General features: G+C 46.1%; 8 protein-coding genes. 4 read left to right on the top strand and 4 right to left on the bottom strand.

Annotation, left to right across the window (positions count from 1 at the left end; all coding sequences use genetic code 11):
- The first annotated feature begins 108 nt into the window (after positions 1-108).
- Positions 109-2688, top strand: a complete 2580-nt coding sequence (locus CWO13_RS13210; protein ID WP_048657972.1) for a TRAP transporter permease — start codon at positions 109-111, stop codon at positions 2686-2688.
- A gap of 107 nt (positions 2689-2795) precedes the next feature.
- The gene (locus CWO13_RS13205) at positions 2796-3233 is read left to right on the top strand and encodes a universal stress protein (RefSeq protein WP_010434405.1); all 438 of its coding nucleotides are present in this window, start codon (positions 2796-2798) and stop codon (positions 3231-3233) included.
- Between the two features lie 104 nt (positions 3234-3337).
- On the opposite strand, the gene CWO13_RS13200 is transcribed toward CWO13_RS13205, so the two are convergent.
- Together CWO13_RS13200 and CWO13_RS13195 are read right to left on the bottom strand one after the other, a co-directional pair.
- Positions 3338-4300, bottom strand: coding sequence for a D-2-hydroxyacid dehydrogenase (locus tag CWO13_RS13200; protein ID WP_108083062.1), 963 nt, complete (start codon positions 4298-4300; stop codon positions 3338-3340).
- Between the two features lie 34 nt (positions 4301-4334).
- Positions 4335-5069, bottom strand: coding sequence for a pseudouridine synthase (locus tag CWO13_RS13195; RefSeq protein ID WP_102530528.1), 735 nt, complete (start codon positions 5067-5069; stop codon positions 4335-4337).
- Between the two features lie 158 nt (positions 5070-5227).
- On the opposite strand from CWO13_RS13195, the gene CWO13_RS13190 reads away from it, so the two are divergent.
- Positions 5228-6505 carry an NRAMP family divalent metal transporter gene (locus CWO13_RS13190; RefSeq protein WP_102530529.1) on the top strand — a complete coding sequence of 426 codons (1278 nt, stop codon included), beginning with the start codon at positions 5228-5230 and terminating at the stop codon, positions 6503-6505.
- 110 nt (positions 6506-6615) lie between these two features.
- Here the strand turns inward: CWO13_RS13190 and rapA are convergent, their stop codons facing one another.
- Positions 6616-9525, bottom strand: coding sequence for an RNA polymerase-associated protein RapA (gene rapA / locus CWO13_RS13185; protein ID WP_048657968.1), 2910 nt, complete (start codon positions 9523-9525; stop codon positions 6616-6618).
- A gap of 466 nt (positions 9526-9991) precedes the next feature.
- Here rapA and CWO13_RS13180 point away from each other — a divergent pair, with 466 nt between their 5' ends.
- Positions 9992-11371 (top strand): PhoH family protein, encoded by a 1380-nt coding sequence (locus CWO13_RS13180; protein ID WP_048657967.1) that lies wholly within the window; start codon positions 9992-9994, stop codon positions 11369-11371.
- A gap of 106 nt (positions 11372-11477) precedes the next feature.
- Here the strand turns inward: CWO13_RS13180 and tldD are convergent, their stop codons facing one another.
- Positions 11478-12923, bottom strand: a complete 1446-nt coding sequence (gene tldD / locus CWO13_RS13175) for a metalloprotease TldD (protein ID WP_008220563.1) — start codon at positions 12921-12923, stop codon at positions 11478-11480.
- Between the last annotated feature and the right edge of the window lie 4 nt (positions 12924-12927).

Here is a 12927-nt window from a genome sequence, read left to right as displayed (position 1 = left end):
ACGAACAAAGAACGCATTTCCCTATCCATTCACTACACTAGATAGGAAATAAATAACGTTTGGTTGTTCGTAAGAAAAGGCAGACCATCAATAATAAGGATAAAGTACATGACGCAGACAACATCACCGTCTCCAGATGTGCAAGAAATGGTGGCACAATCAGATACTGGTGCGCGTAGCCCTCGTGGTATCCAAGGCCGTATTTTATGGTTTGTGCCTCTATGTTGGTCACTGTTCCAACTTTGGTATGCATCTCCGCTGCCGTTCATTTTTAACTTCGCAATTTTAAACGACACTGAAGCTCGAGCAATTCACCTTACGTTTGCTATTTTCCTAGCCTTTACCGCTTATCCAGCTATGAAGAACTCGCCTCGGGATCGCATTCCTGCAGTCGACTGGATATTGGCGCTAGTAGGTAGTTTTTCAGCTTCTTATATCTATATTTTCTACACTGAACTTGCCGGTCGTTCGGGCGCACCAACAACATTCGATATTGTTGCTGCTGTATTCGGCATGGTTTTACTGCTTGAAGCAACACGACGCGCTTTAGGTCCACCTCTTATGGTTGTGGCGGCAGTATTCCTACTTTACACCTTTGGCGGTCCACACATGCCAGACGTTATCGCCCATAAAGGTGCAAGCCTGAACAAGGCAATGTCGCACCTGTGGCTAACAACGGAAGGTGTATTCGGTGTTGCTCTTGGCGTATCAACGTCATTCGTATTCTTGTTTGTACTGTTTGGTGCAATGCTAGAACGTGCTGGTGCTGGTGCCTACTTCATCAAGGTTGCATTCTCTCTGCTTGGTCACATGAAAGGCGGCCCAGCAAAAGCAGCCGTTGTAGCCTCTGGGTTATCTGGTCTGGTATCAGGTTCATCTATTGCAAACGTGGTAACCACAGGTACCTTTACTATCCCGCTAATGAAGCGTGTTGGTTTCCCGGGCACAAAAGCAGGTGCGGTAGAAGTTGCGGCTTCAACCAATGGCCAACTAACGCCACCGATCATGGGTGCTGCGGCATTCTTGATGGTTGAGTATGTGGGCATCTCGTATGTGGAAGTTATCAAGGCGGCGCTACTGCCAGCTCTGATCTCTTACATAGCTCTGATTTACATCGTTCACCTAGAAGCATGTAAAGCTGGCATGACCGGCTTACCTCGTCGTCACACACCAACTATCGTACAAAGCCTACTCTCTTTCACTGGCACCATATTAGGTCTATGTGTTATTAGTGCCGCGGTTTACTACGGTGTGGGTTGGACGAAAGATGTATTTGGCGATGCTGCAACACCGATCGTAACTGTGGCGCTATTGATCGCTTATGTTGCTCTGGTTCGCGTATCAGCAAAATACGCAGCTGAAGGCGGCATGGAAATCGATGCGGACCTGAAAGAAGTTCCAGATCCAGGTCCAACAATTAAATCTGGTTTGCACTTCCTACTGCCTATCGTAGTGCTAGTTTGGTGTCTAACCGTTGAACGTTTCTCGCCAGGTCTATCTGCATTCTGGGCAACCGTCTTCATGATCTTCATTTTGATCACTCAGCGTCCTTTGATGACTCTGATGAACAAATCAGACGATCTTGCAGAGCAAACTAAAGCTGGTTTCGTTGATCTAGCAGAGAGCTTGGTTTCAGGCGCACGTAACATGATTGGTATCGGTGTAGCGACAGCTGCCGCAGGTACGGTTGTTGGTGTGGTGACTCTAACGGGTATCGGCCTTGTAATGACTGATTTCGTTGAGTTCATCTCAGGCGGTAGCATCATTCTTATGTTGCTATTCACCGCGGTAATCAGCTTGATCCTAGGCATGGGCTTACCAACCACAGCAAACTACATCGTTGTATCAACGCTAATGGCTCCGGTAATTGTTACTCTGGGCGCTGCGCACGGTCTTATCATCCCACTGATTGCGGTGCACTTATTCGTGTTCTACTTCGGTATTCTTGCGGATGACACACCTCCGGTAGGTCTGGCAGCATTTGCCGCAGCAGCTATTGCGAAATCAGACCCGATTCGTACAGGTATTCAAGGTTTTACCTACGATATCCGGACCGCAATCTTACCATTCATGTTCATATTCAATACCCAACTACTGTTGATGGGCATTGATTCTTGGTGGCACTTAGCGCTAACGATTTTCTCTTCGGTTACTGCGGTACTTATCTTTGCAGCAGCAACTCAAGGTTGGTGGTTCACTAAGAACAAGTGGTGGGAAACCATACTGCTTATCGTTCTGACTTTCTCTTTCTTCCGCCCAGGTTTCTGGTGGGACATGATCTACCCAGAGAAAGTTCTTTCGCCAGGAGTTGAGATCGCTCAAATCACAGAAAATCTATCTGTGGGACAATCACTTGAATTGAGAGTAGGTGGCGAAAACTTAGAAGGTAACTATTCTGAGAAAACAGTTCGCCTTCCGTTTGAAGATTCTGCGACAACAAGTGAAGACCGCATTGCTTCAATGGGCCTAATGCTGACACAAGCTGACAACAAGATGATTGTTGATATGGTTGAGTTTGGTAGCCCTGCAGAAGCCGCTGGCATTGACTTTGATTGGGAAATTAAATCCGTTATCCAAGATGCAGATCGACCAATGAAAGAGTGGGTATTCTTACCTGCCCTACTGATTTTGATTGGTTTAGCGATGAACCAAAGAAGGCGTGCTCGTAAGGATGAGATTAGCGCGTAATGGATAGAGCCAAGTAGCGCTCTACTCTATTTGGCTTTTTTACTACATGGAAAAGATAATTACAGCGTTTGGTATGTGCTAAGCGCTGCTCAAAAAGAGACGAATACATGTATAGACAAATCCTTGTTCCCGTTGATCTTAACGACAAAGGCTTTTCTGATAAAGCAGTCGAGCTAGCGGTATGGCACGCGAAACACAGCAATGCTGAAATCCACATTCTGAACGTACTACCGGGCATTCACATGTCGATGGTGGCGTCTTACTTCCCGAAAGATGCGGCGAACCAAATGAAGCTTGATGTTAAAAATCAGCTGAAAGAGTTTGCCGACAAACACATCGACGATGAAGTGGTGTATAAGGTTCACGTAGCTGAAGGTAAAACTTACACGACGATTCTTGATTACGCAGAAAAGCTTGGCGCCGACCTTATTGTGATGCCTAGCCATAAGCGTTCGAAAATCGACAAAGTGGTTCTTGGTTCTGTTGCAAGCAAAGTGGTACAGAACTCACCAATCAATGTATTGGTAGTTAAGCCGCAAGGCTAAATCACTTAATCGACATAACGATCTAAAAAGGTTGGCCCAAAAGCCAACCTTTTTTGTTTTGAACTCTACTCGCTTAATACCAATCGTAGTAAAGATCTCAAGAATCAACGCACTAAGTTTTGCGGATTACCTGCGACAAAGCCATCTATGTTGTCCATTAAGATATCCGACAGCTTTTGAATTGAACTGTCACTGCCCCATGCCACATGTGGTGTCAGCAGTAAATTTGGTAAGTGACTGTTGGCCAATAATGGATTCGACGTATCTGCAGGCTCTTGTGTGAATACATCCATACCTGCGCCTGCAATCTCATGTTTTTTCAAAGCCTCAACTAAGGCTTGCTCATCAACTAATCCACCGCGCCCTGCATTGATTAAGACTGCACTCGGTTTCATCATCGCGAGCTCTCGCTCTGAAATCAGGTTGCGAGTCGCATCAGTCAAAGGGCAATGCAGGCTGATCACATCCGCTTGCTTTAAAACAGTTTCAAAAGGTAGGTAGCCTTCTCGACAAGAGTCAGCCCCTTTGCGCTCAGCAAAAATAACTTTCATACCAATTGCTTTGGCTAATATTGCGGTTGCTTGCCCTAAGCTGCCACTGCCCATTAAGCCTAATGTGCTACCCGCCACGTCTTGAATCGGATGAGTAAAGAAACAGAACTGCTTACCCTTCTGCCACTCCCCGGCTTCAATGTCTTGATGGTAGCCAACAAGATTTCGCTTTAGCGTAAACAGCATAGCAATCACATGTTCAGGTACCGACTGAGTCGCATAGCCTTGCACATTAGCCACTGCGATATTACTGCCCTTGCAGTATTCCACATCAACATTGTTGACACCTGTAGCAGAAACAGCGATCAACTTGAGTTGTTGCGCTTGAGCTAAATTATCAGCGTTGAGCACAACCTTATTGGTGATAACAACATCTGCTCCCGCAACGCGCTCAGCAACGAGCTCTGGAGCAGTAAAATCAAACTCAATCCATTCATGTTCAAAGCTAAGAGGTTTTAAATTGATTTGAGATGGGATGGTAGCCCGGTCAAGAAAGACCACTTTCAACTTCGGCATTGTACGTCCTTGAATTGGTATTGATGACACCATTCTAAGCTTTTAGCTTTCTGTAGTCTGGAAGCTCTGGCGCAATTTCAAAGTGCTGTTCAATTTGTGGTGACGCTTGAGGGTAAAACTCACAAGGAACAAAGGCTTTGAACAGTTGGTTGTTCTCCGGATGATAGAAGCTCAGTTCACACGCATGTAAAGCTAATCTATCGCTATACTCAAAAGCTTCAGGCGTTGCATAAAACTCGTCGCCAACAATGGGCGTCCCTATTTCCATACAATGCACACGCAACTGATGAGAGCGACCGGTAATCGGCAGTAACTTCAACAAAGTGGTTTGAGTCTCTTCTTGCTCTACCACATAACGAGTCTGTGATGGCTTGCCATCATCAAAACACACTTTCTGCCTAGGGCGATTCGGCCAATCACAGATGAGTGGCAGATCAATAAGCCCTTCTTTTTCTTCTACTGCCCCCCACACTCGTGCGTAATAGAGCTTATGTGTCAGTCGATATTGGAACTGCTTCTTCAAATGCCGCTCAGCCTGCTTATGTTTAGCTAACAACATCAAGCCCGATGTCGACATATCCAAGCGATGCACGACCTGAATATCAGCAAACTCCTCAACCAACCGACTCCACATACTGTCGTAATGCTCTGGCAATCTTCCCGGCACTGAAAGTAGGCCTGCTGGCTTGTTCACCACAAGAATATCGTCATCTTGATAGACAATGTCGATCCACGGTTCACGTGGTGGTGTGTACAGCTCTAACGCCATTGAAGCCTCTAAATTACTGGTTAATAAATAATTTACGGTTAATTTGTTTATTAATAAATACAATTTCCAACATTTTTGTACATAAAAGTTGACGACTTTACAAAACATGGTATTGATAGGGTAACGGAAAATAAGAAGTCAGCATCAAAGGAAAAATGATGGAAAGTACGGTTAAAACAACCACCGAAAAAACACAAACCTCTGCTCCCCTATCAAGTTTAATCAAGTCTCTTGGCCCAGGCATTATGATGGCCGCAGCTGCGGTAGGTGGCTCACATTTAGTTGCCTCGACCAAAGCTGGTGCGATTTATGGCTGGCAGCTCGCCGCACTTATTATCCTGGTAAACATATTTAAATACCCATTCTTTAGAGCCGGTATCCAATATACTCTTGGCACAGGACAAAGCTTGGTTGAAGGTTACTCTAACCTTGGCAGACCTTACCTTGTAATCTTTTCGATATTGAGCGCAATTTCCGCCGTGGTAAATACTGCAGCACTACTGTTATTTAGTGCAAGCCTACTCAGTTACTTTATTCCTTTCGAATTGGCCACCAGCACATTGTGCATGATCGTTTTAGCGACCTGCTTGATCATTCTGTTTGCTGGCCATTATCGCGCACTTGATACGCTGTCCAAAGCGATCATGGCGATCCTGACCATCACAACCTTAGCTGCAGTCGCCATTGCTATAGGCTCTCCAGTCGAACCTGATGCTGCTTTTGTTCCACCGTCGCCTTGGTCATTGGCTGCTATTGGCTTTATCGTGGTGACTATGGGTTGGATGCCTGCGCCTATCGAGATATCCAGCATCACCTCTATGTGGCTAAAGAGCCAAAAAGAGAAACAAGAAGTCACGGCTCAATCAGCGCTATTCGATTTCAATGTTGGCTACATTGGTACTGCACTACTTGCACTAGTGTTCGTTGCGTTAGGCGCTCTGGTACTTCACGGCTCGGGGGTTGAACTGTCTCGCTCTGGTGTTGGCTTTACTCACCAGTTAGTCGGTATTTATGCTTCTACGATTGGTGAATGGTCTCGTCCACTGATCGCCATCGTCGCTTTCTTCTGTATCTTTGGCAGCACCATTACCGTTATCGATGGCTACTCACGCGTACTTGCTGAATCACAGCGACTATTATTTAAAAAAGAGTCGAGCCCACGCATGCTGCAAGGCTGGATCATCATTGTCTCTATCGCGGCCTTGGCGATTGTGATGTTCTTTAGTGCTGCGCTGATGCCAATGTTGGATTTTGCAATGGTGCTTGCCTTTGCAACTACGCCATTCTTCGCATTGCTTAACTTCATTTTGGTAAACAAAGCCAAGCTTCCTGAAGCTCTAGCGATTGGCACCAAACTAAAATGGTTGTCTGTAGCGGGTCTTGTTTACCTATTTGGTTTCCTAGCGGTATTTGTTTGGTGGAAGTGGTTGATGTAATTCCTCAGTCAATACACCTTTCAACAACAAATACATCTTTCAAACGCTAGATAACAATAAGGCCTTCGTAATGAAGGCCTTATTTCGTTGAAGCATTTCGCTAATTCAAACTAGTTGTGAGAAACCACAATCAAGCGTAATGAATCTAGCTGAACCTGAGCTTTGCTGATGTAACCTGTCAGTTCATTGATTTGAGCTTCGATAACCTCAAGCTCTTCATCACGAATATTCGGGTTCACAGCTTTAAGCGCTTGTAGACGCTCTAGTTCACCGTTCAAGTTAGTTTGCATATCTTTCTGAGCTTGCTGACGAACTTCTTCAACCTTCGGCAGTACATGCGTCTCACCCGCTTCGATTAGCTTGTGAATCTCGCCTTGTACCGAGTTCACTAGCTTGCTCGCTAAGTGACGGTTTACAGGGCTTAGCTGACGGTTAAAGCTATCAAATTCAACCTGAGCAGAGAGATCGTTACCACGGCCATCCATCATCAAACGAATTGGTGTCTTAGGCAGGAACTGGCTGATACCGCTGCGTTTCGGTGCTTGCGCATCCACAAGGTAAACCAACTCAAGCAGGATAGTACCCACTGGCAGCGCTTTGTTTTTCAACAATGATACCGCTGATGCACCCACACCTTCACTCAGTAGCAGATCAATACCGCCTTGAATCATTGGGTGCTCCCAGCTGATGAAGTTCATGTCTTCACGAGAAAGGGCTGTATCACGATCGAACGTGATGGTTGCGCCTTCGTATGGTAAGCCAGGGTAACTTGGTACCATCATGTGCTCAGATGGTGTCACGACTAGCGCATTTTCACCCTTGTCGTCTTGGTTCAAACCAATCGTGTCGAACAAGCTCAGTGCAAACGTTACTAGGTTAGTATCGCCATCAGTTGATGCAATCTTCTCTGCGATTTCGTGTGCTTTGTCGCCGCCGTTTGAGTGCATCTCTAATAGGCGATCGCGGCCTTTTTCTAGATCCGCTTTTAGGCTTTGATTTAGCTTGGCAGACTCTTCAATCACTTCATCAAGCTGCTCTGTATTACCAGAAGCCAGCATTTCGATAAGAACATCTGAGTACTTGTCGTAAACTGTGCGACCAGTTGGACATGTCTCTGCAAATGCATTTAGACCCTCATCAAACCAACGCGCAAGAATCGCCTGTGACGTACCTTTTAAGTAAGGGACATGGATGTCGATGTCACGCAGCTGACCGATACGGTCCAAACGACCAATACGTTGTTCAAGCAAGTCTGGGTTGAACGGAAGATCGAACATTACTAGCTGGTTCGCGAACTGGAAGTTACGACCTTCAGAGCCGATTTCACTACAGATCAGAACCTGAGCACCGCCCTCTTCTTGAGCAAAGTAAGCCGCCGCTTTATCACGTTCAAGGATCGACATGCCTTCATGGAATACGGTTGCACGCACACCTTCACGCTCACGCAGTGCTTGCTCTAATTGAAGCGCCGTACTTGCACGTGATGCGATCACTAGGATCTTTTCACTACGCTTATCTTGGATTTTTTCAATCAACCAGTTAACACGTGAATCGAACTGCCACCAGCTTGAGTCTTCACCTTCAAACTCTTGGAAGATCTCTTCTGGGTACAGCATCTTCATAGCACGAGCTTCGGGAGCCATCTTGCCACCGATCATGCCAGATACACGCATTGAGGTTGTGTACTGCGTTGGAATCTCCATCGGCAGTAGGTTTACATTACGCTTAGGGAAGCCTTTGATTGCAGCTCGCGTGTTTCTAAATAGAACACGGCCAGTACCATGGCGGTCCATAAGGTTATCAATTAATTCTTGGCGAGCTAACGCTTGCTCTTCTTCGCTACTATCACCTTCGATAACACGAAACAGCGGCTCTACATCTTGCTCAGAAAGCAGTTCAGTAATCTGATTCTTCGCGCTGTTTTCAAGCTTCACACCAGAGAACAATGCAGTAACAGCATCAGCAACCGGTGCGTATTGGTCTTCTTCTTCAACGAATGCTTCGTAATCGTAGAAGCGGTCAGGATCAAGCAGACGCAGACGTGCAAAGTGACTCTCACGACCTAGTTGTTCAGGCGTTGCTGTTAGTAGTAGCACACCAGACGTATTTTCCGCTAAGCCTTCAACCACCTGGTATTCGCGGCTTGGTTTGTCTTGGCTCCACTCAAGGTGATGCGCTTCATCGACAACCAGCAAGTCCCACTCGCCTTCAAGTGCTTGCTCGTAGCGCTTACGGCTCTTACGTAGGAAATCCAAAGAACACAGAACGTACTGCTGGGTATCAAATGGGTTGTCCGATTCAGCAAACGCTTCAATACAACGCTCTTCATCGAAGATAGAGAAGTGCAGATTGAAACGGCGCATCATCTCTACTAACCATTGGTGCTGTAGAGTTTCAGGAACCACAATCAGAATTCGTTCAGCACGGCCAGACAACACCTGTTGGTGGATGATCATGCCCGCTTCGATGGTTTTACCTAGGCCAACTTCATCAGCCAGTAAAACGCGCGGAGCGTGACGACGGCCCACTTCATGAGCGATGTATAGCTGGTGAGGGATCAAGCCAGCACGCATACCACACAAGCCACGCATAGGGCTCTTGTGTTGTTGGTACTGGTTACTCAACGCGCGGTAACGCAACACGAAGTTATCCATACGGTCGATTTGACCTGCGTACAGTTTATCTTGTGGCTTGTTAAAGCGGATCTGGTTACTTAAGAAGATTTCACGCAGAGTGACTTCTGTTTCTTGGGTATCTTCGCGAGTACCTAAGTAGGTTAGCAGTCCTTTGTCTTCGATAACTTCTTCGACAGACAGAGACCAACCTTCTTGGCATTCGATGACATCGCCGACATTAAACGTTACTCGGGTTACGGGAGCATCAGTACGTGCATAAACACGGTTTTCTTCTGACGCTGCAAACATTAGTGTCACTGTGCGAGCATCCATTGCTACAACGGTACCTAAACCTAAATCGCTCTCCGTATCGCTTATCCAGCGTTGCCCCAAAGCAAATGTCATGAATCGACTACCTCAATCTTATAGTTGGAATTTGGTCTTTTTAACTGCAGTTTCAAACAAGAACGTTCTCGCTCCTGAACTAAAAATATAGCCAAAAATGCCTAGTTTGCAGCCACTTTTTAAGTGCGCTCTAGATAATAAATATCTCAAGAAAATGGTGCAGAAAAAGGTCGCTAATCTTACTCGATGCTGTGATTTAGGTCACGCCTAAAGGAGATGATTTCGTGCTTTTTTTCTGTTTTCGCCAGTGCAATCAAACTGTCAAAAAATCATGGTTAATCTATAGGTAGCAGATTGCTGCTCTCAAACGAATACGCCATAGTCATCTACAACGATATGGTGGTATTCCTCTAGATGAAGTTTAGGTGAGTAGTTGACTATCACCAGAATCAGATACTAATCTTTATATGAGCTTTATCTACGTTCAATGAATGCAAGGCAAGCCGCACGTCGGCAAGGAGATGCTATGGGCGAGACCAACCGGAAGCTATTTGTTTTAGACACCAATATCCTACTTCACGAACCCTTCGCTATATTTTCTTTCCAAGAGCACGATGTCGTTATCCCCATGACAGTGCTAGAAGAACTAGACAGAATCAAAGACAGTAAGAGAGACGTTGCCCGAGATGCGAGAATTGCGATACGAACTCTCGAAGATCTATTCAGGGAAGCTACACCAGACCAAATATCGGAAGGTATCCCTTTCACCAAAGACATTAAAGCCTCAGGCAGTATTTCAATACTCGCCGATTACGAACTTCAAGAAAGCATCAAAGCCTTTGCCGACGACAAGGCAGGCGATAACCGAATCCTCAACGCTGTACTCTACCTTCAAAACAAACGCGCGCCACGCGAAGTGGTTCTCATCACCAAAGACATCAACATGCGCTTACGAGCCAAAGGCGCTGGTGTTCGCTTTGTTGAAGACTATCAAACAGACCAACTGATTGATGATATTCAATATCTCACCAAAGGCTTTCAACAGCTCGAAGGATCATTTTGGGATGGTATCGACAATGTCGAGAGCAGAAGTTTAGGTGGAAAGACACTGCACACCTTAGCTAGAGCGCCTTTTGAGCCGACCTTCCTCAACCAATATGTGATTGATGAAGAGAGCGACTTTGCAGCAAGAGTTGAAGAGATTGATACCGAAACCATCACACTCAGGGACTTAAGCCGTGAACGCTTAATGAACCGAAGAGCTTGGGACATCACGCCAAAAAACATTTACCAAGGAATGGCGATTGATGCCCTGCTCGACCCTGATATTGACCTGGTGATCCTAACTGGTGCGGCAGGGAGTGGTAAAACGCTGCTCGCCATGGCTGCTGCACTTGAGCAAACCATTGAACGTAAGCAGTTCGATAAGATCATCGTAACCCGAAACACACCTGATATAGGTGAGTCGATAGGTTTCCTTCCTGGTACTGAGGAAGAGAAGATGTTGCCTTGGTTAGCCGCAGTGACCGATACACTGGAAGCGCTGCACAAGAACGACCATTGTACCGAAGGGTCGATGAAGTACATCTGTGACAAAGCCAATATCCAGTTTAAATCGATTAACTTCATGCGCGGACGTTCAATTCAGAATGCGTTTGTACTTCTCGATGAGTGTCAGAACCTCACCGCTTCACAAATCAAAACCATCATCACCCGTTGTGGCGAAGGTACTAAGATTATCTGTTCTGGAAACCTAGCGCAGATAGATTCTTCTTACCTAACCCCTGTGACCTCTGGCTTAACCTACATGGTCGAGCGTTTTAAAAACTTCGAAGGCAGTGCCAACATCCACCTCAATGGTGTAGTGCGAAGCCGACTGGCTGAGTTTGCAGAAGAGAACATGTAGTGACTCTATACGCTTACTGAATCAGTAATATAAAAACAAAAAGCGCCTCACATTGGAGGCGCTTTTCAATTAATTTTTTAAACAGACTTGTTGAGGCTAACCTGAGTTACTCAGTACCACCAACAGTTAGCGAGTCTAGCTTCAATGTTGGTTGACCAACACCCACTGGTACACTTTGACCAGCCTTACCACACACACCAACACCACGGTCGATACTTAGGTCGTTACCGACCATAGACACCTGCTGCATTGCTTCAATACCAGAACCGATTAGCGTCGCGCCTTTCACTGGGTGAGTGATCTTGCCGTTTTCAATCATGTACGCTTCAGAAGCTGAGAATACAAACTTACCTGATGTAATATCCACCTGACCGCCGCCGAAGTTCGGTGCGTAGATACCCTTCTCAACCGTTGCGATGATCTCTTCCGGCGTGTGTTCGCCCGGTAGCATGTATGTATTCGTCATACGTGGCATTGGAAGATGCGCGTAAGACTCACGACGACCATTACCTGTCGGTGCTACACCCATTAGGCGAGCGTTCAGCTTATCTTGCATGTAACCTTTTAAGATGCCGTTTTCGATTAACGTATTGTACTGACCATTGACACCTTCATCATCGACGTTCAATGAACCACGAAGATCAGTCAATGTACCGTCATCGACAATCGTACATAGGCTTGAAGTGACTTGCTCGCCAACTTTACCAGAGAATACTGAAGACTCTTTACGGTTAAAGTCGCCTTCTAAACCGTGGCCTACGGCTTCGTGTAGAAGAACGCCCGGCCAACCAGAACCAAGAACCACAGGCATTGCACCAGCAGGCGCAGCAACTGCTTCAAGGTTAACAAGCGCTTGGCGAATCGCTTCATCCGCAAATTGGTAAGCAACCTGAGTGCCTTTGTCATCGCTTAGGAAAAAGTCGTAACCAAAACGACCACCGCCACCAGCACTACCACGTTCACGGCGATCGCCTTTCTGAGCAAGTACACTGATTGATAGACGAACCAGCGGACGAATATCGCCAGCGTAAGTTCCATCAGTCGCAGCAACCAGCATCTGCTCATGTACACCGCTTAGGCTCACAGATACCTCAGTCACCATAGGCTCTTTCGTACGAATGTAAGCATCCAATGATTTCAGTAGTTCCGTTTTCTGCTGTTTTTCCCAGCTCGCTAGCGGGTTAACTGCATCATAGTAAGTTTGGTTAGAGTTGCGTTTAAACGCTTGAACCTTGCCGTTTTGACCTTGCTTCGCGATACCACGAGCCGCAATTGCGCTCTGTTTAAGACCATCCAATTGGATTTGGTCAGAGTAAGCAAAACCGGTCTTTTCGCCAGATACTGCACGAACACCAACACCGCAATCGATATTGAAAGAGCCGTCTTTAATAATACTATCTTCTAGCACCAAAGATTCGTGCCAGCTAGACTGAAAGTAGATATCAGCATAATCAATTTGGCGGGTAGCAATGCTCGCCAATGTATCTGCGATATTTTGCTCCGTAAGCCCTGTTGGGTTCAGTAGCGCTTCTTCAATTTGATTAATGCTCATAGAT

The sequence above is a fragment of the Vibrio sp. ZF 223 genome (assembly GCF_003050585.1).
Lineage (GTDB): Bacteria > Pseudomonadota > Gammaproteobacteria > Enterobacterales > Vibrionaceae > Vibrio > Vibrio crassostreae.
The sequence above is the reverse complement of the archived record's forward strand: the minus strand, read 5'-3'. Positions and strand labels throughout refer to the sequence as shown.

Bases quoted from the DNA above. Each gene is read 5' to 3' on its own strand.
- CWO13_RS13210 (WP_048657972.1), top strand. From the start codon at position 109: ATGACGCAGACAACATCACCGTCTCCAGATGTGCAAGAAATGGTGGCA.
- CWO13_RS13205 (WP_010434405.1), top strand. From the start codon at position 2,796: ATGTATAGACAAATCCTTGTTCCCGTTGATCTTAACGACAAAGGCTTT.
- CWO13_RS13200 (WP_108083062.1), bottom strand. From the start codon at position 4,300: ATGCCGAAGTTGAAAGTGGTCTTTCTTGACCGGGCTACCATCCCATCT.
- CWO13_RS13195 (WP_102530528.1), bottom strand. From the start codon at position 5,069: ATGGCGTTAGAGCTGTACACACCACCACGTGAACCGTGGATCGACATT.
- CWO13_RS13190 (WP_102530529.1), top strand. From the start codon at position 5,228: ATGGAAAGTACGGTTAAAACAACCACCGAAAAAACACAAACCTCTGCT.
- rapA (WP_048657968.1), bottom strand. From the start codon at position 9,525: ATGACATTTGCTTTGGGGCAACGCTGGATAAGCGATACGGAGAGCGAT.
- CWO13_RS13180 (WP_048657967.1), top strand. From the start codon at position 9,992: ATGGGCGAGACCAACCGGAAGCTATTTGTTTTAGACACCAATATCCTA.
- tldD (WP_008220563.1), bottom strand. From the start codon at position 12,923: ATGAGCATTAATCAAATTGAAGAAGCGCTACTGAACCCAACAGGGCTT.